Consider the following 22168-nt stretch of genomic DNA (forward strand, 5'->3'; position numbering starts at 1 on the left):
ATGTTCCTTACTATACACAAGCTGAGCTGGTAGCAAATCGGATTAGTGATAAATCAGTAATAATTCCTTTTATTTTTGTAACAGAAAGAGCGCAATTTATGAACGCTTTAGAAATAAAAAGTGTAAGAAAAACTTACAATGGCGGTGTGAAAGCGCTTAAAAACATGAACTTAACCGTGACTGAAGGCGACTTTTTTGCGCTTTTAGGGCCAAATGGCGCAGGAAAATCTACCACGATTGGCATTATTAGCTCGTTAGTGAACAAAACTTCTGGTTCGGTGAAAATCTTTGGCTATGACCTTGATAGTGAAAAAGTTGATGCGAAAAATCAGCTAGGTTTAGTGCCACAAGAGTTTAATTTTAACCCATTTGAAACGGTTGAGCAGATAGTGGTGAACCAAGCGGGTTACTACGGAGTTGAGCGTTCGGTGGCTAAAGAGCGTGCTAAAAAATACCTTTCTCAACTTGATTTATGGGGTAAGCGTAGTGAACGTGCGCGTAATTTATCCGGTGGTATGAAGCGTCGTTTAATGATCGCACGGGCATTAATGCATGAGCCAAAGCTGCTGATTTTAGATGAGCCAACCGCTGGGGTTGATATTGAATTACGTCGTTCGATGTGGGCGTTTTTACGCAAAATCAATCAAGAAGGAGTGACGATCATTTTAACTACTCACTACCTTGAAGAAGCAGAAATGCTGTGTCGTAACATTGGCATTATTAATCACGGTGAGTTGATTGAGCACACGTCGATGAAAGACTTACTGGGTAAATTAGAACTAGAAACGTTCATTTTAGATATTGAGTCACAAACCCAAGCACCACAATTAACAGGCATGAACAGCCAGTTAGTCGATAGCACCACATTGGAAGTTGAGCTGAAAAAGGGCGAAAGTTTAAATCCTGTTTTCACTCAATTATCTGAGCAGGGCATTGCGGTGAAATCGATGCGTAATAAGAGTAATCGCTTAGAAGAGCTATTTGTCACGCTGGTCAATCAAGCGGAAGCGAAGAAAGAAGGAGTAGAGGCGTGAAGAAGCAATACTGGATCGCATTTAAGAGTTTGATCACCAAAGAGATCCATCGTTTTACTCGTATTTGGGTGCAAACCTTAGTGCCGCCAGCGATCACCATGACCTTGTATTTCATTATCTTCGGTAACTTAATTGGTAGCCGCATTGGTGATATGGAAGGCTTTAGCTATATGGCGTATATCGTTCCTGGTTTGATCATGATGTCGGTGATCACCAACTCTTACTCGAATGTGGCATCCTCATTTTTCAGCGCTAAGTTTCAGCATAACATCGAAGAGTTATTGGTCGCACCGGTACCGAATTACATCATTATTGCAGGCTATGTCGGTGGTGGTGTGCTGCGAGGTTTAGCTGTGGGAACGCTAGTGACGATTGTATCGTTGTTGTTTGTACCACTGCATATTGCGTATATTGGGGTGATTATCGCAACCGTAGTGATGACATCGATCGTGTTTTCACTCGGCGGTTTAATTAATGCGGTATTTGCTCGTACCTTTGATGATATCAGTATTATTCCGACCTTTGTCCTAACGCCATTAACCTATCTGGGTGGGGTGTTTTATTCGATCAATCTATTGCCTGAGTTTTGGCAAGGCGTTTCGAAAATTAACCCAATCGTCTACATGGTCAATGCGTTCCGTTATGGCTTCTTAGGGGTATCCGATGTTGCGATTGGTACTTCTTTTGCGGTGTTAAGTGTGTTTGTTATCGCGCTTTATAGTGTGGCGTATTACTTAATTTCTCGTGGTATTGGTTTACGCTCATAACAGGCAACCAAAGAAAAAAGATAAAAAAATACCGCTCATGTGAGCGGTATTTTTTTGCTTATGCATTAATGCTTATTCAGCCACATCTTCATCTGAGTTTTGTGTTGGACCTAAATCGACCACTTGGTTGTCGATCAGGCGTACTTTACCCAATTGAGAAGACATTAAGATCACCGCATGTTGGGTCTCTTCTGTCACTGGCAGTAGGGTAACGGCATCGCGAATAAAGCACTTGTCAGGTTGTAGACCGGCTGCACGTAATTGATCATTGGCATCAATCACTAGCTCATCATAATCAGTACGACCACCACGCATTTGGCTGCTGATCCAACGCATAGTACGAGCGATCACAGGTGCACGTTGGCGCTCGTCAACGGTTAGTTTACCGTTGCGTGAGCTCATAGCTAAGCCATCCATTTCACGCACAGTTGGTACGCCAACGATTTTGATGTCTAACGCTAAATCGATCACCATTTGACGAATTAATGCCAACTGTTGGAAATCTTTCTCGCCAAAACAGGCAACATCAGGCTGAACAATATTAAACAGTTTATTAACGATGGTTGCCACGCCACGGAAGTGACCTGGACGCAGTTCGCCTTCAAGGATGCTAGATAGGCCTGGAACTTCAACAAAAGTTTGGTTCTCAATACCTGCTGGATACATGATCTCTGGTGTTGGTGTAAACACCACATCAACCATGTTTTGCTCATGCAGTTTGGCAATATCTTCTTCCAGCGTACGCGGGTACGTTTGAAGATCTTCAGCTTTATCAAACTGCATTGGATTAACAAAGATACTAGCAACAACAACATCGGCATGTTTGCGCGCTTTACGCATTAGCGTTAAGTGGCCTTCATGCAAGTTACCCATAGTTGGAACAAAAGCGATACGACGACCCTCACGGCGCCAGGTACGAATTTGCTCTCTTAGTGGGGCAATTTCGGCGAATGTTTGCATCTCTTATTCCTTATTCAAAAGTATGTTGAGGTCCTGGGAATTCACCCGTTTCAACATCTTTAATATATTTAGTGACGGCCTCACGCATGTCGCCAGTTTCTGCAAGGAAGTTCTTTGAAAACTTCGGCATGTAGTTAGCAGAAATACCGAACATATCGTGCATAACTAGAATTTGACCATCGGTGCTATTACCAGCACCAATGCCGATGACGGGAATATCAACCGCTTTGGTAATGCGCTCAGCAAGGCTTGCAGGAACACACTCAAGTACAATGATTTGAGCGCCAGCATTTTTTAAGACGATAGCGTCTTTGACCATTTGCTCGGCTTTATCGATATCACGACCTTGGACTTTGTAACCGCCGAAAATGTTAACAGATTGCGGGGTTAAACCAAGGTGAGCACACACAGGAACGGCACGTTCAGCTAGCATAGAAATGGTATCTGCTAGCCATGCGCCGCCTTCTAGTTTGACCATGTTTGCACCAGCTCGCATTAGCTTAGCTGCGTTTTCGCAAGCTTGCTCTGGTGTTGCATAACTCATAAATGGCATATCAGCCATCAGTAATGCATTAGGGCTTCCCGCACGAACACTACGCGTGTGGTAAGCAATATCTTCTACCGTCACAGGAAGCGTATCTTCACGGCCTTGTAAAACCATGCCAAGAGAATCACCAACCAGCATAACTGGCATTTCCTGTTGCTCAAATAATTGAGCGAAACTCGCATCGTATGCGGTAACAGATGCGAACTTACGACCTTCTTGCTTCCATTTCATGAGATCGTTGATAGTAATTTTCTTCATAGCTTCTCCTCGCCCTGATAGATTTTTTATTTTTGCCAGATAGCTAAGCCATTGAGGTCTACCTGATCCAATAGAGTGGATAAAGAAGTGTTGTCAGGTAGGATTAACTTAGGGCTGATCTCAGCTAACGGATAAAGTACAAATTCACGTACTTTCATGCCGTAATGGGGAACGGTTAAACGTTCACAATGGTGTTCAAGATCACCATATAACAGAATGTCGAGATCCAAGGTTCTTGGTCCCCAACGTTCATCTTTGCGCACTCGACCATGTTCAAGCTCAATTGCTTGGGTTTGATCAAGTAAAGCCAGCGGCGCTAATTCGGTATCAATAGCGACGACGGCGTTAATGTAGTCTGGTTGGTTTTGTGGTCCCATCGGGGTACTGCTGTACAGCGATGATACGGCAACCACCGTCATATCTGGATGTGCTTTTAATGCATCAATGGCGCTATTAGCTTGGGCGATCGGATCGCCCAAGTTACTGCCAATCGCTATATAGGCTCGGATCATGATGATTTTGGCTGCGGTTTTTTACGACGTTGCTGAGGACGGCGACGACGTGGGCGGCGGTTACCACCTTCATTGACATTCATGACCATTTTGCCGCGTTGATTACGATCGGCATTTTGGAACTCAGCCCACCACTGCGCTAACTCTTTAATGTCATGACCTTCAAATAGGGCACGCATTTCTAAGAAATCGTAGGCAGCGCGGAACTTTGGATGTTCCATGGTCTTAAAGGCACGTTTCCCACTGCGACGGGCAAAGCGCAATTGTTGCTGCCAAATATCACGTACAGTAGTGGTATGACGGCGTGGGATCGCAATGGTGCGAACTTGATCATCAAGAATATCGTTACTTGCCACCATAAAGGCATCGTAGAACGATAAGCCGCTAGCAAAAGAGACTTCTTCCGCGCGGATCATCATTGGATACCACAGCATTGCAGCATAGATAAACGCAGGATTAACTCGCTTATCTTCGGCAATACGCTTATCCGTTGATGCCAAGATATGCTCAATCATCTTCTCTGTTTGGCTACTTTGATCTTCGGTAAAGTGATCTGCCAAAATAGGGAAGAGTTGCTGGAATAGGTTGTATTCACGCAACATGCGGTAGGTTTCTAAACCTTGGCCTGATTGCAGCAGTTTTAAACTTTCTTCAAACAAACGCGCTGCAGGAATATCTTGCAGTAATGATGAAAGCTCTTGGATTGGTGCTGCTGTTGCAGGATCAATGTCCATGTCCAGTTTCACCGCAAAACGGACTGCACGTAGCATACGCACAGGATCTTCACGGTAACGGGTTTCTGGATCACCCATTAGGCGTACGATGCGATTATTTAAATCTTCAACACCGTTTGCGTAATCGGTAACAGTGAAATCTTTGACGCTGTAGTACAGGGCATTGATAGTAAAGTCACGGCGTTCTGCATCTTCATCGATGGTGCCATAGACGTTATCTCGAAGTAGCATACCTTCACGGTTGCGTGAAGAAATTTGTGGCTTCTGTTTGCTGTCTTTTGGGGTTGTGGCTTGTACTGGCGCATCGGAGTGGTGACCACGGAAAGTGGCAACTTCGATGATGTCTCGACCAAATAGGATATGGGCAAGACGGAAACGGCGACCAATTAAACGACAGTTACGGAACAGCTTTTTGATCTCTTCTGGCGTTGCATTGGTAGCAATATCAAAATCTTTTGGTTGTTTGTCTAGCAGTAAATCACGTACGCCGCCACCTACTAAGTAAGCGTCGTAACCGGCTTTATTTAGACGATATAGTACTTTCAGCGCATTTTCGCTGATATCTTTACGTGAAATGCTGTGCTCTTGGCGTTGGTAAACTTGCAAAGTTTGTTCCTCTGGAACGCGAGTACTACTGTCGCGATTCAATACTTTACGGCAAAAGCTGGCTACTCGATTAAAGATAATACACCCCATTATGTGCATCTGGTTCAACAAACAGCCGTATATAATATATCACGGCAGACTATTTTAGAATGCTAGTGTGATGGCAGTTGTTTTTGGTAGCTTATCTAGCTGCCAGTGCGCAACGCCCCACATTAAAATTTCTTCTACAGTGTGTGCAGCAAGATCTGCTGGTGGCGCAAGGCCTAAAAACTGTAGCGCTGCAACCAAGGCTGGACGCGGATTGGTTTTATCAATCGCAGGCGCATGGTTTTGTTTCGACAACTTATTGCCGTTTTCTGTAACAGCGAGCGGTAAATGCAAGTAACTCACAGGGGTATGACCAAGTTGCTGGTATAAACCGATTTGACGACCTGTTGGTTCTATTAAATCAGCACCACGAACAACTTCAGTGATCCCTTGTTCGATATCATCGAGCACCACCGCAAGATTGTAAGCAAATAACCCGTCTCGACGTCGAATGATAAAATCTTCTCCCGCCAGTGATTCCGGCAGAGCGATTCGACCATGTAATTGATCATCGAAAGCAACGATAGGTGTGTCCACTTTTAATCGCACAGCACTGTCTTTTGGCTGTTGATTGAGGTGACGACAAGTACCTGGGTAAAAACCGCCAGCTTCTTTGATTGCTTTACGACTACACTGGCAATAATAAGCATCGCCTTGGGCTAACCATTGGTCGATTTGACCTTGATAAGCATCATGACGTTGGCTTTGATACATCAGTTCACCATCCCAACAGAAGCCATAAGCTTCTAATGTGCGCAGAATATCATCGGCAGCACCGGGCATTTCTCGAGGTGGATCAAGATCTTCAATTCTGACTATCCATTTTCCTTGATGTGACTTAGCTTGTAAGTAACTTCCCAAGGCAGCAATGAGTGAGCCGAAATGAAGCGGTCCTGACGGTGATGGCGCAAAGCGTCCTACATATTGGTTCGTCTGTGTCATAAATCATGAGCAAAAAAGTTGCCTACACCTGATAGGGCGTTAGGCACGGCGTTAACGTATGTTGACCAGAGCTAGGGGTACTGCAACAAGGCAAATCCTCCAAACTGAGTAAGATTCTTATGCAAGAACCTTATTCAGTTTGGTGCGAGCTAATCTGTGGGCTGGTTAAGCGTGATCAGGGCGCAAGCTATGGTCGACATGGATAGGGTGCAAAAAAGTGCACCACATTAAATCGCACGCTAGTGTAAACGAAAGAGGGAGCTTTCGCTCCCTCTAAAATTAGGCATTAACGCAGGCGACGTAATTAGCCAGCCATTTGCTTTTCTTTGATCTCTGCAAGTGTCTTACAATCAATACAAAGTTCAGCAGTTGGACGTGCTTCTAGTCGACGAATACCGATCTCAATACCACAAGAATCACAGAAGCCGAAATCATCTTCTTCAATGCGCTTCAATGTTTTCTCGATCTTTTTGATCAGTTTACGTTCACGGTCACGGTTACGTAACTCAAGGCTGAATTCTTCTTCCTGAGCTGCACGATCCACAGGATCAGGGAAGTTAGCTGCCTCGTCTTGCATGTGGTTTACTGTACGATCGACTTCTTCACGAAGTTGATTACGCCATGCTGAAAGAATCTTATGGAAGTGGGCACGTTGTGCTTCACCCATATACTCTTCACCAGCTTTTTCCTGGTAAGGTTCAACCCCAGCAATAGCCAGGATGCCTAGTGATTTTTTAACGTTGGTCTCTGGCATATAGCATCTCCTAATGTACCTAATAACCGTCACTGGTTAATTTTGGGCGGTATCTATAGCAGAAAGGTTTGGCTGTGGCAATTACTGTCTTTCTTCAATTCTATACCAATGTGAAGAAAGCATCACTTTTCAGTTCGAGTGACGAAATTCTATACAATTGGACAGTGTTATTTGCTCTATATCGAGATCTGCTTTGTAGCAGATAACCTCAACCCCTGCCTTTACTGCTTGTTTGAGTAATTGGGCGTATATCGGATCGATATGATCTGCGACCGAAACGCTATTAATTCCTGAATGTAATACTGCAAAAAATAGTACCGATCTGTAGCCTTGCTCTACCATTTCGGTGAGCTCTCTCAAATGTTTTTGTCCACGAGTGGTCACAGCATCAGGGAAATAACCTTGTCTATTTTCCCCTAATAAGGTGACGCTTTTTACTTCAATATAGCAGGGTGGACGTGTTTCTGATTCAAGTAATAGATCAATACGACTATTTTCAGCACCATATTTCACTTCTGCTCGCAGTGATGTGTAACCTGTTAGCTCATCAATTACGTCATTACGAATCGCTTCTTCCACTAATCGATTGGCTTGTGCTGTGTTGACACAAATCCAATCATTATTGAGTGTTTGGGTGAGTTCCCAACTATTAGGGTACTTACGTTTTGCGTTATCTGAGGTGGAATACCAAACAGTGCTATTCGGTTCGGCACAGCCTGTCATTGCACCTGTGTTAGCACAGTGGATGGTACGAACTTCATTATTATCAAGCTCAATATCGGCTAAAAAACGCTTATAACGTTTAATAAGTTTGCCTGCTTGTAAAGGTTGCGCAAATTTCATAGTTCTCTCGATGGCTGATGATTGTTTTTCGTTATAAATTGCCTTTTCGTTACAATAGCACTTAAAGGCACTGGCATTAGCCGATTCATTCGATCATGACATAAGGTATCTAGATTGTCACAGCTCCCTATTGAAGACGTTTTACCTGACTTGTTTGCAGCATTAAACACGCACTCACAATTGATTTTAAAAGCCCCTCCGGGCGCAGGTAAATCAACATATCTTCCTCTTTCATTACTACAGCAAAAAGCCTTTACTGGACGTATTGTGATGTTAGAACCAAGACGTTTAGCGGCAAGAAATATTGCCGGCTTTTTAGCGCGTCAGTTAGGAGAAAAAGTTGGGGAAACTGTTGGCTTGCGGGTTCGTGGTGAAACCAAAGTCAGTGCTAAGACCAAGCTTGAGATTGTCACCGAAGGGGTGATGACTCGAATGCTGCAGCAAGATCCTGAACTCACTGGCATTGATTTACTGATCTTCGATGAATTTCATGAGCGCTCTATTCATGCCGATACGGCATTGGCGTTAGCACTCGAAGTACAACAAGCGCTGCGTGATGATTTAACGGTGCTGGTCATGTCGGCAACCTTATCGCAGCAAGAGCTGATGACGTTATTGCCAGAGGCGAGTTATATCGAATCGCAAGGCCGTTGTTTCCCTGTTGAATATCGTTATAGCGGCACTATTGAACCCCGTGAACTGATTGAGAAAATGGCGCAAGCGATTTGTCAGCTATTGGATAATGAAAAGGGCTCTGTGCTGGTGTTCTTACCCGGTGTCGGTGAAATCAAACGTTTGCAGCAATTGCTGCAAGAACGTTTAGATAACAAAACATGGCTTTGCCCGTTATATGGTCAATTAAATATTGAGCAGCAGCAACAAGCGATCAGTGCACCAACCAATGGACAACGTAAAGTGGTATTGGCAACCAATATCGCGGAAACCAGTTTAACCATTGAAGGTATTCGCTTAGTGGTTGATAGCGGCTTAGAGCGAATTGCGCAGTGGGATCCTAAAACTGGGATCAGTCGCTTACAGCAAGTACGTATTGCACAATCGTCGGCAGAGCAACGAGCAGGTCGTGCTGGGCGATTAGAAGCGGGTATTTGTCTGCGCATGTACAGTGAAGAGCAGTTACAACGCCAACCTGCCACACCACAGCCTGAAATTTTGCGAAGTGATCTAACCTCATTAGCGATGGAGCTAGTGCAATGGGGCTGTAACGATCCTGCTGAATTACAGTGGTTAGATTTACCGCCAGCCATTGCTTTGCAACAATCTCGTGAGTTATTAGTACAACTTGGCGCTATAGACAGTCGAGGGCAGCAAACTGAGCGTGGACAATTAATTCAATCTTTAGGTGCCGAGCCTCGTCATGCCGCTATCTTAGCGTTTGCGCTTGAGCTGTATCGTGAGCAATCCGATGCGACAATCTTATCAACGGCTGTCATGTTAATTGCTTTACTCGAAGATCCGCCTCGAGCAATGGATAATCCAGATCTCGCATTCCAACTACATTTATTAGAAAGCCAGAAACTTGCCAAAGCTGGGCATTATCGTCAGCGAGCAATACAAACCCAGCAAAAGCTCCATCAACAGCTAGATATCAAAGTAAAGAGTGCGTCATTGACGGTGAATAACCAATGGTTAGGCGCATTACTGGCAGCGGGCTTTCCGGATCGTATAGCAATGACCCGTAATCATGATGGACGTTATCAGCTGTCTAATGGTCAAGGAGTAATGCTAGAGGTTGATCTGAGCTTAGCATCAGAGCAAACCTTAGTGGTTGCCGATGTGGTCAAAACACGCCAAGGGGATAGCCGAGTTTTCTCTGCTGTTGCGGTTGATATTACACAGTTGCAGCAAGCGCATCCTGAACTTTTCACTGCGCAAGATTGGCTCGATTGGGATGATAAGAAAGGGCGATTAAGTGCCGAACATCGTGTTTACTGCGGTAAGCTAATTATAAGTCGAGATATTGCGCCAGAGCCTGATCCAGCCCTTGCCAGTGAAGCTTTGGTGAATGCGATTAAGCGTAAAGGGTTAAGCGTATTGAATTGGACAGATAAAGCCCATTCACTCTTAACTCGTGCCCGTTGTGCCACACGATGGTTACCTGAGTTAAACCTTCCTGCATTAGATGATGAGAGTTTACTCATGGTAGCTGATACATGGTTACTGCCTTATATGAGTGGGATCAAGACCATGAAAGGCGTAGCGAAAGTTGATGTATTAGCTGCCTTAGAAGCATATTTAGGTTGGGATAAAAAACAACAGATTGATTTGCTACTGCCAACGCATTATCAAGTGCCAACAGGGTCTAATATAGTGATCCGTTATCATGAGCAACAACAGCCAGTGCTTGCGGTAAAATTACAGGAAATGTTTGGTGAAAAAGCGTCGCCTTGTATTGCTAATGGCAAAGTAGCATTAGTACTGGAGTTGTTATCTCCAGCACAGCGACCGTTACAAATAACTCAAGACTTAGCGGCATTTTGGCAGGGCTCATACAAAGAAGTGCAGAAGGAAATGAAAGGACGTTATCCTAAGCATCCATGGCCGGATGATCCCGCCAATCATATTCCAACCCGCAAAACGAAAAAATATATGTAGCAATAGACCTGTATATATAATCAGGTATAGTGTTCAATAATTATCAAATCACATGTATAGGAGCAGTATTATTTGCTCCTATCTTATATAGGAATGACATTAGTTGACGCATTATGATTAAGTTGTCTTCTCATCTACAGTCAAGCAAACATGTCGCACCGCCGAAAGACAGTGGCGGGAAAAAGCCGACGACGCCTCGAAAAAAAACACCAGTAAAACCAAAACCTACCGAAAAAAAGCCAACTAAGCGTACAGCAACCAGTGCGACGAAAAAGGCTCCAGCAAAAAAAACGCCTGCGAAGAAAACCAAAAAGACCACCAAAAAAGATCGCCCATGGCTTAAAAAGCTTGGCTGGCTAGGCTTTAAAATTGGTTTAGTGGTGGTGGCTGCGATGTTAGTGGTAGGGATTTATTTAGATACGATTGTGCGCAATAAAATGGACGGTCAAATTTGGGATTTACCGTCTGTTGTTTATGGTCGCGTGTTAACACTTCGCCCTGATCAACACATTAGTATTATGGATGTGCGCCGTGAATTAGATTTATTGAAATACCACAAAGTGCGCACACCAACCCGTATCGGGGAATATTCAGCATCATCAACTCGCATTGAATTGATCCGACGTCCGTTTGATTTTCCTGAAGGGGCTGAGAAAAAAAGTCATGTGTTGCTGACTTTTTCTGGTAACACCCTAGCAAGCATTAAAGACTTAACCACTAATCGCTCGTTAGGTTATTTCAATATTGAACCTAAAATGCTCGGTATGCTTGGCCTTTCAGGCAATGAGCAGCGCATCTTTATGAAGCGTGATGAATTCCCACCGTTATTAATTGATGCATTACTGGCAACGGAAGATAGAGATTTCTATCAACATGATGGTGTTTCACCGTTAGCTATCATTCGTGCCATGTTCGTTAACTTACGCGCAGGCCGCACAGTACAAGGTGGTAGTACTTTAACCCAGCAACTAGCGAAGAACTTATTTTTAAGCCGTGAACGTAGTCTATGGCGTAAAGTTCGTGAAGCCTATATTGCCGTGATCATTGATTATCGCTATAGCAAAGATCGGGTATTAGAAGCTTACCTTAACGAAATCTATCTCGGTCAAAATGGCGGTAAAGAGGTACATGGTTTCCCATTAGCAGCAAGACTGTATTTTGGTCGTCCATTGGATGAGTTAACACCTGCACAGTTAGCCATGCTGGTGGGCATGGTGAAAGGGCCTTCTCAGTTTAACCCTTGGCGACATCCAGAGCGTACGCTAGAGCGTCGTGATTTGGTGTTAAGCCTTCTGCTTAAAAACAACACCCTTACTGGAGCTGAATATGAAGCTGCAGCTTCAAGCCCATTAGGTGTACAAAAGACACCGAAGATCGCTAGTCGTCAACCTGCTTATTTCCAGCAATTACAACGAGAGCTTGAGCGTGATGTCGGTGATATTTATAAGTCAGGTAAAGGTCTTCGTATCTTCAGTACTTTAGATCCATTATCACAGCAATCAGCAGAGCAAAGTATTGCTGCAATGGTGCCAAAGCTCAATAAAAAAGCAGGGCTGAAAGTTGAAACGGCAATGGTGGTGGTTGATCGCCTAAGCGGAGAAGTACGCGCTATTGTCGGTGGTAGTCGCCCAGGTTACGCAGGCTTTAACCGTGCGTTAGATGCGAGCCGTCAAATTGGCTCATTAGCCAAGCCTGCGGTTTATTTAACGGCATTAAGCGAGCCTAATAAATTTAACTTAGCAACAAGCTTGGATGATAAGTCGATTGTATTACGCGGCAGCAAAGGCACTACATGGCGTCCACGAAATTACGATCGTAAGTTTAGAGGCCAAGTTCCACTTTATTATGCGTTAGCTAATTCTTTGAATGTGCCAACGGTAAATCTTGGTTTAAAAGTTGGGCTGGGAAGTGTGATTAATACCATGAGCAAATTGGGTGTTGATCGCGATGAAATTCCTAAACTGCCATCAATTCTGCTTGGTTCATTTACTTTATCACCTTATGAGGTGGCACAAATGTTCCAGACCATTACCAGTGGTGGACGTAAAGCTGATTTAACTGCGCTACGAGCGGTAGTCGATCAGAAAGGTAGAATTCTTTATCAGAACTATCCGAAAGCAGCTCAGGTAGTGCCAGAGCAGGCTGCGTGGCTCACTACGTATGATATGAAGCGTGTCGTTAGCCAAGGCACCGCACGTTACTTACAAAGTAAATTCAGCGCGGCAAAATTGGCTGGTAAAACCGGAACAACGGATAAGAACCGAGATAGCTGGTTTGCAGGTGCTGATGGTCATGAAGTGGCGGTAGTATGGGTTGGACGTGATGATAACACTCCAGTGCGCTTAACAGGCTCTAGTGGTGCTTTACGTATTTATGCTGATTATCTTACTCGCAGGCAACCAGCCCCACTGACATTGCCGTGGCCACAACAGATCACAACTATGAAATACGATAAGCAAGCTAATGGCACATTAACACCTAACTGTAACGGTAGTGTTTCGTTGCCGGTTTGGGATAAAGATGGACAATTAAAAGCGCAGTGTTCAAGTAATAAACCTGCCGCTTGGATCACCAATATGTTTACGGGTGGTTAATCTATCGGTATTGCAAAAAGCCTCGCTCATATAGCGGGGCTTTTTTCTGTCTGAAAGGGGAGTGATGACTTTGAAGAGGTATTTTCTTTAGATGAAAAAAAACCTCATCAAAGATGAGGTTTCAAAAGATGGTGCCGACTACCGGAGTCGAACTGGTGACCTACTGATTACAAGTCAGTTGCTCTACCTACTGAGCTAAGTCGGCACGTTTTGTTCTTTTTGTCATAACGTCAAAGACGTTACTTTTTAATATGGTGCCTCGAGGCGGAATCGAACCACCGACACGAGGATTTTCAATCCTCTGCTCTACCGACTGAGCTATCGAGGCAGAAGTAGCGATGGTTAAGTCTCTACTTTTGCATTCTTACCAAAGTAAGAAAATAAATGGTGCCGACTACCGGAGTCGAACTGGTGACCTACTGATTACAAGTCAGTTGCTCTACCTACTGAGCTAAGTCGGCACACTTTATTTGGCTCCTCCTGCTGGACTTGAACCAGCGACATACGGATTAACAGTCCGCCGTTCTACCGACTGAACTAAGGAGGAATTGTACTTTTATCTTACTCGATTAAATCAAGCGAGATGAATATGGTGCCTCGAGGCGGAATCGAACCACCGACACGAGGATTTTCAATCCTCTGCTCTACCGACTGAGCTATCGAGGCAAAAACACGAAGTTAATCGTTGTTTTGCATTTCTTACGTGAGTAAGAGAATAAATGGTGCCGACTACCGGAGTCGAACTGGTGACCTACTGATTACAAGTCAGTTGCTCTACCTACTGAGCTAAGTCGGCACACTATATTCTTTTTTATTTCTCCGCTCAATGAGCCAAGAAACTAAATAGTGGCTCCTCCTGCTGGACTTGAACCAGCGACATACGGATTAACAGTCCGCCGTTCTACCGACTGAACTAAGGAGGAACAGATTGTGGTTGCTTGCACCAAACTTCGAAAGGGAAGTGATGGTGCCTCGAGGCGGAATCGAACCACCGACACGAGGATTTTCAATCCTCTGCTCTACCGACTGAGCTATCGAGGCAACGGAGCGCATTAAAAAGGTTTTCGCTCTTTTCGTCAATGCTTTTTTTTCAAATAATTATCAACCTTGTCTTTTTTATCCCGTTTGTTTGAAAAGTGAGCTTTTATTAAGGGTTACAGTGATGTTATGGCTGAAAAAGAGAATAAATATAAGGAATTTATGAAGCTTAAGTTTGGGATGTTTTCACCTGTTCAAGAGAAAAATATGGCATAAAAATGAGAAATAAGCACAAAGCAGAAAGATAAAAAGAGTCGAAGCGAGAGAGGGGAGTGAGAACTAAAGAGATGTGAGTGGAAGAAATATGACTGAACGTATTGATTAATCCAAATGACAGGCGAAAAAAAACCTTGTCTTACGACAAGGTTTCTTAACTGGCTCCTCCTGCTGGACTTGAACCAGCGACATACGGATTAACAGTCCGCCGTTCTACCGACTGAACTAAGGAGGAATCGTACTTTTATCTTACTTGAACAAATCAAGCGAGATGAATATGGTGCCTCGAGGCGGAATCGAACCACCGACACGAGGATTTTCAATCCTCTGCTCTACCGACTGAGCTATCGAGGCAGAAGTAGTGATGCTTAAGTCTCTACTTTTGCATTCTTACGTGAGTAAGAAAATAAATGGTGCCGACTACCGGAGTCGAACTGGTGACCTACTGATTACAAGTCAGTTGCTCTACCTACTGAGCTAAGTCGGCACACTTTATTTGGCTCCTCCTGCTGGACTTGAACCAGCGACATACGGATTAACAGTCCGCCGTTCTACCGACTGAACTAAGGAGGAATTGTACTTTTATCTTACTTGATTAAATCAAGCGAGATGAATATGGTGCCTCGAGGCGGAATCGAACCACCGACACGAGGATTTTCAATCCTCTGCTCTACCGACTGAGCTATCGAGGCAAAAACACGAAGTTAATCGTTGTTTTGCATTTCTTACGTGAGTAAGAGAATAAATGGTGCCGACTACCGGAGTCGAACTGGTGACCTACTGATTACAAGTCAGTTGCTCTACCTACTGAGCTAAGTCGGCACACTATATTCTTTTTTATTTCTCCGCTCAATGAGCCAAGAAACTAAATAGTGGCTCCTCCTGCTGGACTTGAACCAGCGACATACGGATTAACAGTCCGCCGTTCTACCGACTGAACTAAGGAGGAACAGATTGTGGTTGCTTGCACCAAACTTCGAAAGGGAAGTGATGGTGCCTCGAGGCGGAATCGAACCACCGACACGAGGATTTTCAATCCTCTGCTCTACCGACTGAGCTATCGAGGCAACGGGGCGCTATTAAAAGGGTTTTCAGCCTTTTCGTCAACACTTTTTTCAAGAAAAAATGATAAATGTTGTTGTTTGTTGGCTTTTTGTTCGTTGTGATGTTGTTTTGATATTCATTTGTGAGATTTCATCAATTTAAAACTAATTCGTGATGAAATCTCAGTAACGAATTTTTACTTTTCTGGCGGTGTGTAACCGTCGATTACCACGTCTTGACCTTCAAATAAAAACTTCACCATTTCAGTTTCAAGCAATTGGCGGTGTTCTGGGTTCATCATGTTCAACTTTTTCTCGTTGATTAACATGGTTTGCTTACCTTGCCACTCAGCCCATGCTTGCTTAGAAATATTGTCAAAAATACGTTGGCCTAGCTCACCTGGGTATAGTTGAAAATCTAAACCTTCAGCTTCTTGTTTTAGTCGAGCACAAAAAACAGTACGACTCATGAAATATTCCTTACTTTTGCTCGCTGAATGTCACGCCCAGCGAAAATGAGTGATGATTATCTAGTTATACCAGAGTCAGTGACGGGCATCTAGCGTCACTGACAGGAATAAAACGGCTAAAAATTAGGGTTATTTTGTGTTGGCTAGCTGATATGCCAAGCTTTCTAATATTTTTTGTACTGGCGCTGCTAAACCGATTTTTGCTGGATTTTCGAGATCATACCATTGCCCTGCATTGTCATTGATGAGGTTAGGCTCGGCAGATAACTCATACAGCATAGGCACAATATCAAGGTGATAATGGCTAAATGTGTGGCGAAATGCGGTTAACTGCTGATTACTTTGAATTAAGTCTTGTTGTTGACCGAGCTGTTTTTCAAGTAGCGGCACTAAATCATCATTATCGTGTTGTGGAAAACACCATAATCCTCCCCAAATCCCTACTTGTGGGCGTTGCTCTAACCAAACCTTGTTGCCATGTTGCAAGATAGCGAACCATGTTTGTTTCTCTGGCATGGTCTTTTTCGGTTTTTTGTCAGGAAAATCCATTTGTCGTTGTTGGGCTAAAGCGAGACATTGGTTGCTTACCGGGCATAATTCACACTTGGGTTTACTGCGAGTACAAATCATCGCCCCCATGTCCATCATGGCTTGGTTATAACGCTCAACCCCTTCTGCTGGGGTGTTGGTTTCAGCAATCTCCCATAAGGTATTTTCAACGGTTTTCTTGCCCGGCCAACCTTCAACGGCGTAACAGCGTGAAAGTGTGCGTTTAACGTTCCCATCTAAAATTGGATGATGCTGACCCAATGACAGCGATAACACTGCTCCTGCTGTTGATCGCCCAATGCCCGGTAGGGCTTGAACTTGATCAATATCCGTTGGGAAAACACCGTTATGATCGCTGACGATCATTTTTGCCGCTTTGTGTAAGTTACGGGCACGGGCGTAGTAGCCCAGTCCAGTCCATAGGTGTAGCACTTCATCTTGTTCGGCGGCGGCTAAGTCTTGCACCGTTGGGAAGCGTTCCATAAAGCGTTCAAAGTAGGGGATCACGGTGGCAACTTGAGTTTGTTGCAGCATGATTTCTGATAGCCAAACTTTGTATGGGGTTTTATTTTGTTGCCAAGGTAGGGTTTTACGGCCGAATTTGTCGTACCACGCTAAGATGGCATCGGAAAATGACGTACTCAATGTTGTGCTCACTTTACGGTTGGGGTGTGACTTATCACTGGCAGTACGAAGAAATTCGGTACTTTGTTTAATGACAAGCAACGATTTTGTTATTTTTGCTGCGAGGTGAAAATTGGTGTCCGCCAGTGCAATCACTTATACTGCAAGCGGAGGTGCAGCGTTATTTATTGTCTATTTTGGACAAGATTGCACCATAAACTGGCTATTGTCGCAATCGATAGACTTGAATTGAGTCTATAACTTTGGATAATGCCGTTCCGTTTCTTTTTTGTTTGGATAGTTAGCATGAGCGAAGTTTCAAAGAAGTCAGGCGAAGTGACCCTGACTGAATTTACCGAAGATGGCAAGCTGGTTCGTAAGATCCGTAGCTTTGTTCGTCGTGAAGGCCGTTTAACTAAAGGCCAAGAAAATGCGATGGAAAACAACTGGCCAACTATGGGTATTGATTTCGCCAAGCAAATGCTGGACTGGAAAGAAGTATACAACCGTGAAGCACCAGTTGTTCTTGAAATCGGTTTTGGTATGGGCGCATCATTAGTTGAAATGGCGAAAAATGCCCCTGAGAAAAACTTCATCGGTATCGAAGTACATAGCCCAGGTGTGGGGGCGTGTCTAATGGGGGCTGAAGAAGCAGGTTTAACTAACCTACGTGTAATGTGTCACGACGGTGTGGAAGTGTTTGAGCACATGATCCCAGACGGTAGCCTAGACACAGTACAACTATTCTTCCCAGATCCTTGGCACAAAGCGCGTCACCATAAGCGTCGTATCGTTCAGCCTGAATTTGCTGAAATGCTACGTAAGAAGCTTAAAATTGGTGGTATTTTCCATATGGCAACAGACTGGGAAAACTACGCAGAGCACATGGTTGAAGTGATGGATGCAGCACCAGGTTACCGTAACACGGCAACTGATGGTCCTTACATTGCACGTCCAGAAGATCGTCCATTAACCAAGTTCGAAGCGCGTGGTCACCGCTTAGGTCACGGTGTTTGGGATATGAAGTACGAGCGTACTGAGTAATCGCCATTCAGCATGCTTTGCTTAAATTAGAGAGATTTTATCGATCTTAGCAAGCAGTATAGAATTGATTAAAAAGCCAACCTCGTGTTGGCTTTTTTGCCCTTGGAGAAAGAAATATGAAGCCTACCGCAGCATTACTAAATGAAGTGTTAGAAGAAGTGAGACCTCTGATTGGTCAGGGAAAAGTTGCTGATTATATTCCTGCTTTAGCCACTGTTCCGGCTGAAAAATTGGGTATCGCTGTGTGTTACAACGATGGTGAAATTATCCAAGCTGGTGATAGTCAAGAAGGCTTTTCTATTCAATCGATCTCCAAGGTGTTATCGCTAACCTTAGCCATGACGCTATATGAGCCAGAGGAGCTATGGTCACGCGTGGGTAAAGAGCCATCAGGCCAAGCCTTTAACTCAATGATCCAGCTAGAGCTAGAAAAAGGTATTCCACGTAACCCGTTCATTAACCCTGGTGCCATTGTTGTCTCAGACATGCTGCATAGCCGCTTATGTGCGCCACAATACCGCATGCTTGAGTTAGTACGAGAGCTATCGTGCAACCCACATATTGTTTACGACAAGGTGGTAGCAAGCTCAGAGATGCAGCATAGCGATCGTAATGCATCGATTGCTTATTTGATGCGTTCATTTGGTAACTTTGAAAATGAAGTCATGCCAGTGCTAACTAACTATTTTAGTTACTGTGCACTGAAGATGAGCTGTGTGGATTTAGCAAGAACGTTTAGCTATTTAGCAAATAAAGGGCTTCCTTTAGGCGCGAAAAAAAGAATTATCAGCCAGACTAAAAGTAAGCACATAAATGCATTGCTTGCGACTTGTGGTTTATACGATGGCGCAGGTGAATTTGCTTACCGTGTAGGGATGCCGGGTAAATCTGGTGTCGGTGGCGGTATTGTTGCGATTGTACCGGGTGAAATGACGATTGCGGTTTGGTCGCCAGAGCTTGATCAATCCGGTAATTCTGTTGCAGGGACTGCAGCATTAGAAAAATTATCAGAGCGTATTGGGCGTTCTATTTTTTAGTGAGTCCGTGTAGTTGACGTTACGAGACTCACATTAGGGGAGGATCGTATGTTAATGAATAAAGGGATTCACGGATTAAGAATAGCGATACAAGGGGCTTTATTGGCTTCTGTGGGATTTATCAGTTCAACGGTATTTGCCAATGAATGTGATCCGCAGTGGCATAATTCACTTAGCTTGAATGAAGGGCGATTAACCCTGGTACAAGGTGAACAAGAGTTTAGTATTGATGCTAAAGGGCAGATGTACTTTGATGTTCATAAAATTGAACTCAGCTCCAAGCAAACCGAGTTATTATCTGATTACTATGAGATTTTAGATAATGATTTGCCTTATTTATTGTCGCATTCTCAGCGTATCGATAAGCAAGTGTGTGAGTTTGTTACGCTTCGAATAGAACAAGAACAACGCCTACAAGATGCGATCCCAGCATTAAAAAATTGGCGCAGCGTAACATTAAACTAGTCAGCGTTTGAAAAGAAAAAGCGAGCATGAGTGATCTCTCAATGCTCGCTTTTTTATTGATTTTTATTCGTCGTCATCTTCGACAAAAGCGGCTAATAAATCATTTAAGAACAATTTACCATGCTCGGTAATTTGCCAATGCTCACCTGTGTCTTGCAGATAATTTTGTCCAATCGCCCAATCAATGGCTGGCTCAATGCTTGATAGCGGTAAGCCCGTACGAGTTGGGTAGTCTTGTTTTGGACAGGCTTCTAGCAAACGGAAACGGTTCATGAAGAACTCGAATGGACGCTCGCAGTCAGCCACATTGGTTTCTTGCGTCAGGTAAGGCTTATCAGCCTGTAAATAGCCACGAGGATGTTTGACTTTAACAGTGCGGATAATACGACCGTCTTCAAAACTGATCTTACCGTGAGCACCACAACCTATCCCTAAGTAGTCACCAAAACGCCAGTAGTTCAGGTTATGCTGACATTGTTTTCCCAGCTTGCTGTAGCCAGAAATTTCATACTGTTGATAACCGGCTTCTGTAAGTAGTTGATGACCTTGCTCAAAAATATCCCATAAATCGTCATCGTCAGGTAGCGTGGGTGGCTTTGAGTAATACAGGGTATTTGGCTCAATCGTCAGTTGATACCAAGACAGATGCGGTGGATCGAGTGCGATCGCTTGCTTTAGATCGCTGATCGCATCTTCCACGCTTTGATCTGGCAGACCATGCATAAGATCGACATTAAAGCTGTTTAATCCCGCTTGTTTTGCAAGTCCTGCTGCACGGATCGCTTCATCACAACCATGAATACGACCAAGGCGCTCTAGCTTTTCGTTTTGAAAGCTTTGAATACCAATTGAAATACGGTTTACACCTGCTTGGCGATAGGCATCAAAACGTCCCGCTTCAACGGTACCGGGGTTGGCTTCCATAGTGATTTCAATGTCATCACTAAAGGGAATACGCTGCTCAATGGCTTTGAGTAAACGACCAATCTCGTTTGGTGAGATCAGGCTTGGTGTGCCGCCACCAATAAAAATAGAGTGCAGTGGACGTACACCGTTTACTAATTGATAAGCGCTGAGATCGGTTTCAAGATCGTCAATTAACGCATCAATGTAATCGAGCTCAGGGAGTTCCGTCTTTAGTGCGTGTGAGTTGAAATCGCAGTAAGGGCATTTCTGCACACACCAAGGAATGTGAACATATAAGCTGAGCGGTGGAGGTACCAACATTTATTGTGCCTTTAGTGCGCTAAATAGTTGCTGTAGGGCTTTACCACGGTGTGATAGTTGTTTTTTACGAGCAGGAGCAAGCTCTGCAGATGCACATTGATCTTCTGGTACCCAGAATACTGGATCGTAACCAAAACCGTTTTCGCCATGACGTTCAGTTAAAATGCTGCCTTCCCAAGAGCCGTGGCAAACTAGTGGTGTTGGATCGTTTTCGTGGCGCATCATCACAAGTACACAATGAAAACGTGCCGTGCGTTGATCTTCTGGTACGTCTTTCATTTCAGCTAATAGCTTATCAATGTTGTCAGCATCAGATGCGCCTTCACCTGCAAAGCGTGCCGAGTAAATACCCGGTGCACCTTTAAGAAAGTCCACTTCTAAACCTGAATCATCCGCAATGGCTGGAAGACCGGTTTCTTTTGCCGCATGGCGAGCTTTGATAATGGCATTTTCGATAAATGTTGTGCCGGTTTCTGCCACAGAAGAGACGTTATAATCACTTTGAGCGACTACATCAAAACCAAAATCAGCCAGTAAATCGGCCATTTCTTTTACTTTGCCTTGGTTGCCTGTTGCTAGTACAAGTTTACTCATTTTGATGCCTTTTGATCGTCAAGCTCTCTAAATAATGGCGGCTATAATAGCGGTTGTTTAGCCAATAAAAAAGGCGCAGATGCGCCTAGTGAGTGTAGCTATGATTAAGCAAATTCTGTTTATTTATCGACAAAGAAGGTTTGTTTAAAGGTTAGGGTTTCTTTTTTGCCGTTGTAGAAAATATTGATCTTAAAATCGAGGGTTTCGTCGTTGGTATGCTTAAATTGTGCAATGGAATAAATCGCTTTCCCTTCTTTGATTTCCCTAAAGGTTAAGGTTTTCTGTTGGCCTAATACGTTACGAGCTGTGCCTGTAAGCTGAGCAGAAACCGCTGGGTTGCCTTCTTTGCTGGTATCGAAAACGGAAATATTAACCAGTGCGCCATAACGGCTACGTTGAATTTTATAGTGACTGGCAATGTCTGGGGTTAAAAACGTTGATGCGAAGCTAGAATAATGCACTTCTAAATCGCCAAAACGTTTTAGTTGCTCTGCAGTACTCGGTAGGCTGAAGGCGAGCAAAAGTAGACTCAATAAGGCTTTCATCGTTGTATCCTTTCTGTTCAGTATTTCACTGAATACTTCCTTTAAGTGTAGCGTTTACCGCTAGC

General features: G+C 44.0%; 19 protein-coding genes and 16 tRNA genes. 7 read left to right on the forward strand and 28 right to left on the reverse strand.

Translation table 11 applies throughout. The features are described from left to right. Nucleotides 1-98 precede the first annotated feature (98 nt). Nucleotides 99-1034, forward strand: a complete 936-nt coding sequence (locus tag Q7657_RS10945) for an ABC transporter ATP-binding protein (protein WP_107166872.1) — start codon at nt 99-101, stop codon at nt 1032-1034. Continuing rightward, on the forward strand, nt 1031-1801 hold the full coding sequence (locus Q7657_RS10950; protein ID WP_107166871.1) for an ABC transporter permease: 771 nt from the start codon (nt 1031-1033) through the stop codon (nt 1799-1801). Before Q7657_RS10945 ends, Q7657_RS10950 begins: the two co-directional genes overlap by 4 nt. A 72-nt stretch (nt 1802-1873) precedes the next feature. Here the strand turns inward: Q7657_RS10950 and panC are convergent, their stop codons facing one another. The 7 genes from panC to sfsA form a co-directional block, all read right to left on the reverse strand. Then, the gene (gene panC, locus Q7657_RS10955) at nt 1874-2761 is read right to left on the reverse strand and encodes a pantoate--beta-alanine ligase (protein ID WP_107166870.1); all 888 of its coding nucleotides are present in this window, start codon (nt 2759-2761) and stop codon (nt 1874-1876) included. A gap of 10 nt (nt 2762-2771) precedes the next feature. Continuing rightward, complete coding sequence (panB, locus tag Q7657_RS10960; RefSeq protein ID WP_008987944.1) at nt 2772-3566, reverse strand: 3-methyl-2-oxobutanoate hydroxymethyltransferase; 795 nt, start codon at nt 3564-3566, stop codon at nt 2772-2774. A 26-nt stretch (nt 3567-3592) separates the two neighbouring features. Then, a complete protein-coding gene (gene folK / locus Q7657_RS10965; protein WP_008987945.1) occupies nt 3593-4078 on the reverse strand; it encodes a 2-amino-4-hydroxy-6-hydroxymethyldihydropteridine diphosphokinase in 486 nt (161 codons plus the stop codon). Then, complete coding sequence (pcnB, locus tag Q7657_RS10970) at nt 4075-5460, reverse strand: polynucleotide adenylyltransferase PcnB (protein WP_237459080.1); 1386 nt, start codon at nt 5458-5460, stop codon at nt 4075-4077. Before pcnB ends, folK begins: the two co-directional genes overlap by 4 nt. Before the next feature lie 102 nt (nt 5461-5562). Then, nucleotides 5563-6447 (reverse strand): tRNA glutamyl-Q(34) synthetase GluQRS, encoded by an 885-nt coding sequence (gluQRS, locus tag Q7657_RS10975; protein ID WP_023933590.1) that lies wholly within the window; start codon nt 6445-6447, stop codon nt 5563-5565. A gap of 304 nt (nt 6448-6751) precedes the next feature. Then, nucleotides 6752-7201, reverse strand: coding sequence for an RNA polymerase-binding protein DksA (gene dksA / locus Q7657_RS10980; RefSeq protein WP_008987948.1), 450 nt, complete (start codon nt 7199-7201; stop codon nt 6752-6754). A gap of 129 nt (nt 7202-7330) precedes the next feature. Continuing rightward, entirely contained in the window at nt 7331-8044 is a 714-nt protein-coding gene (gene sfsA / locus Q7657_RS10985) for a DNA/RNA nuclease SfsA (protein WP_107166868.1), read from the reverse strand. A gap of 114 nt (nt 8045-8158) precedes the next feature. On the opposite strand from sfsA, the gene hrpB reads away from it, so the two are divergent. Continuing rightward, complete coding sequence (hrpB, locus tag Q7657_RS10990; protein WP_107166867.1) at nt 8159-10657, forward strand: ATP-dependent helicase HrpB; 2499 nt, start codon at nt 8159-8161, stop codon at nt 10655-10657. Between the two features lie 113 nt (nt 10658-10770). Continuing rightward, nucleotides 10771-13251, forward strand: coding sequence for a penicillin-binding protein 1B (gene mrcB / locus Q7657_RS10995; protein WP_107166866.1), 2481 nt, complete (start codon nt 10771-10773; stop codon nt 13249-13251). Between the two features lie 129 nt (nt 13252-13380). Here the strand turns inward: mrcB and Q7657_RS11000 are convergent. The 18 genes from Q7657_RS11000 to mutY all read right to left on the reverse strand — a co-directional run bounded on the left by Q7657_RS11000 (nt 13381) and on the right by mutY (nt 17212). Continuing rightward, nucleotides 13381-13456 (reverse strand) — tRNA-Thr (locus Q7657_RS11000). 47 nt (nt 13457-13503) lie between these two features. After that, nucleotides 13504-13579 (reverse strand) — tRNA-Phe (locus Q7657_RS11005). 57 nt (nt 13580-13636) lie between these two features. After that, nucleotides 13637-13712, reverse strand: a tRNA-Thr gene (locus Q7657_RS11010). A gap of 10 nt (nt 13713-13722) precedes the next feature. Beyond that, nucleotides 13723-13798: transfer RNA gene (locus Q7657_RS11015), tRNA-Asn, on the reverse strand. A gap of 43 nt (nt 13799-13841) precedes the next feature. Beyond that, nucleotides 13842-13917 (reverse strand) — tRNA-Phe (locus Q7657_RS11020). A gap of 54 nt (nt 13918-13971) precedes the next feature. Continuing rightward, nucleotides 13972-14047 (reverse strand) — tRNA-Thr (locus Q7657_RS11025). A gap of 51 nt (nt 14048-14098) precedes the next feature. Beyond that, nucleotides 14099-14174, reverse strand: a tRNA-Asn gene (locus tag Q7657_RS11030). 42 nt (nt 14175-14216) lie between these two features. Further along, nucleotides 14217-14292, reverse strand: a tRNA-Phe gene (locus tag Q7657_RS11035). A 372-nt stretch (nt 14293-14664) separates the two neighbouring features. After that, a tRNA-Asn gene (locus Q7657_RS11040) sits at nt 14665-14740 on the reverse strand. A 43-nt stretch (nt 14741-14783) separates the two neighbouring features. Further along, a tRNA-Phe gene (locus Q7657_RS11045) sits at nt 14784-14859 on the reverse strand. A gap of 57 nt (nt 14860-14916) precedes the next feature. Then, nucleotides 14917-14992: transfer RNA gene (locus tag Q7657_RS11050), tRNA-Thr, on the reverse strand. Between the two features lie 10 nt (nt 14993-15002). Beyond that, nucleotides 15003-15078, reverse strand: a tRNA-Asn gene (locus tag Q7657_RS11055). Between the two features lie 43 nt (nt 15079-15121). Further along, nucleotides 15122-15197 (reverse strand) — tRNA-Phe (locus Q7657_RS11060). A 54-nt stretch (nt 15198-15251) separates the two neighbouring features. Next, nucleotides 15252-15327, reverse strand: a tRNA-Thr gene (locus Q7657_RS11065). Nucleotides 15328-15378: 51 nt separating this feature from the next. Then, nucleotides 15379-15454 (reverse strand) — tRNA-Asn (locus Q7657_RS11070). Between the two features lie 42 nt (nt 15455-15496). Then, nucleotides 15497-15572: transfer RNA gene (locus Q7657_RS11075), tRNA-Phe, on the reverse strand. 173 nt (nt 15573-15745) lie between these two features. Next, nucleotides 15746-16018 (reverse strand): oxidative damage protection protein, encoded by a 273-nt coding sequence (locus tag Q7657_RS11080; RefSeq protein ID WP_053987270.1) that lies wholly within the window; start codon nt 16016-16018, stop codon nt 15746-15748. Between the two features lie 129 nt (nt 16019-16147). Then, nucleotides 16148-17212, reverse strand: coding sequence for an A/G-specific adenine glycosylase (gene mutY, locus Q7657_RS11085; protein ID WP_107167271.1), 1065 nt, complete (start codon nt 17210-17212; stop codon nt 16148-16150). A gap of 285 nt (nt 17213-17497) precedes the next feature. Between mutY and trmB the strand changes: the two genes are divergently transcribed. The 3 genes from trmB to Q7657_RS11100 all read left to right on the forward strand — a co-directional run bounded on the left by trmB (nt 17498) and on the right by Q7657_RS11100 (nt 19737). Continuing rightward, nucleotides 17498-18235, forward strand: a complete 738-nt coding sequence (gene trmB / locus Q7657_RS11090; RefSeq protein ID WP_053987272.1) for a tRNA (guanosine(46)-N7)-methyltransferase TrmB — start codon at nt 17498-17500, stop codon at nt 18233-18235. A 116-nt stretch (nt 18236-18351) separates the two neighbouring features. Beyond that, the gene (glsB, locus tag Q7657_RS11095; RefSeq protein ID WP_053987273.1) at nt 18352-19272 is read left to right on the forward strand and encodes a glutaminase B; all 921 of its coding nucleotides are present in this window, start codon (nt 18352-18354) and stop codon (nt 19270-19272) included. 54 nt (nt 19273-19326) lie between these two features. After that, on the forward strand, nt 19327-19737 hold the full coding sequence (locus tag Q7657_RS11100) for a YggN family protein (RefSeq protein ID WP_258178297.1): 411 nt from the start codon (nt 19327-19329) through the stop codon (nt 19735-19737). A 63-nt stretch (nt 19738-19800) separates the two neighbouring features. On the opposite strand, the gene hemW is transcribed toward Q7657_RS11100, so the two are convergent. From hemW to Q7657_RS11115, 3 genes are all read right to left on the reverse strand, one after another. Next, complete coding sequence (hemW, locus tag Q7657_RS11105; RefSeq protein ID WP_107167269.1) at nt 19801-20964, reverse strand: radical SAM family heme chaperone HemW; 1164 nt, start codon at nt 20962-20964, stop codon at nt 19801-19803. Further along, nucleotides 20965-21558 (reverse strand): XTP/dITP diphosphatase, encoded by a 594-nt coding sequence (locus tag Q7657_RS11110; protein WP_107167268.1) that lies wholly within the window; start codon nt 21556-21558, stop codon nt 20965-20967. A gap of 119 nt (nt 21559-21677) precedes the next feature. After that, on the reverse strand, nt 21678-22103 hold the full coding sequence (locus tag Q7657_RS11115) for a DUF4426 domain-containing protein (protein WP_107167267.1): 426 nt from the start codon (nt 22101-22103) through the stop codon (nt 21678-21680). Nucleotides 22104-22168 lie beyond the last annotated feature (65 nt).

Source organism: Candidatus Photobacterium acropomis (assembly GCF_030685555.1).
Taxonomy (GTDB): domain Bacteria; phylum Pseudomonadota; class Gammaproteobacteria; order Enterobacterales; family Vibrionaceae; genus Photobacterium; species Photobacterium lucens.

Bases quoted from the DNA above. Each gene is read 5' to 3' on its own strand.
- panC (WP_107166870.1), bottom strand. From the start codon at position 2,761: ATGCAAACATTCGCCGAAATTGCCCCACTAAGAGAGCAAATTCGTACC.
- folK (WP_008987945.1), bottom strand. From the start codon at position 4,078: ATGATCCGAGCCTATATAGCGATTGGCAGTAACTTGGGCGATCCGATC.
- hemW (WP_107167269.1), bottom strand. From the start codon at position 20,964: ATGTTGGTACCTCCACCGCTCAGCTTATATGTTCACATTCCTTGGTGT.
- gluQRS (WP_023933590.1), bottom strand. From the start codon at position 6,447: ATGACACAGACGAACCAATATGTAGGACGCTTTGCGCCATCACCGTCA.
- Q7657_RS11080 (WP_053987270.1), bottom strand. From the start codon at position 16,018: ATGAGTCGTACTGTTTTTTGTGCTCGACTAAAACAAGAAGCTGAAGGT.
- panB (WP_008987944.1), bottom strand. From the start codon at position 3,566: ATGAAGAAAATTACTATCAACGATCTCATGAAATGGAAGCAAGAAGGT.
- dksA (WP_008987948.1), bottom strand. From the start codon at position 7,201: ATGCCAGAGACCAACGTTAAAAAATCACTAGGCATCCTGGCTATTGCT.
- glsB (WP_053987273.1), top strand. From the start codon at position 18,352: ATGAAGCCTACCGCAGCATTACTAAATGAAGTGTTAGAAGAAGTGAGA.
- Q7657_RS11110 (WP_107167268.1), bottom strand. From the start codon at position 21,558: ATGAGTAAACTTGTACTAGCAACAGGCAACCAAGGCAAAGTAAAAGAA.
- Q7657_RS11100 (WP_258178297.1), top strand. From the start codon at position 19,327: ATGAATAAAGGGATTCACGGATTAAGAATAGCGATACAAGGGGCTTTA.
- trmB (WP_053987272.1), top strand. From the start codon at position 17,498: ATGAGCGAAGTTTCAAAGAAGTCAGGCGAAGTGACCCTGACTGAATTT.
- Q7657_RS11115 (WP_107167267.1), bottom strand. From the start codon at position 22,103: ATGAAAGCCTTATTGAGTCTACTTTTGCTCGCCTTCAGCCTACCGAGT.
- Q7657_RS10945 (WP_107166872.1), top strand. From the start codon at position 99: ATGAACGCTTTAGAAATAAAAAGTGTAAGAAAAACTTACAATGGCGGT.
- sfsA (WP_107166868.1), bottom strand. From the start codon at position 8,044: ATGAAATTTGCGCAACCTTTACAAGCAGGCAAACTTATTAAACGTTAT.
- mrcB (WP_107166866.1), top strand. From the start codon at position 10,771: ATGATTAAGTTGTCTTCTCATCTACAGTCAAGCAAACATGTCGCACCG.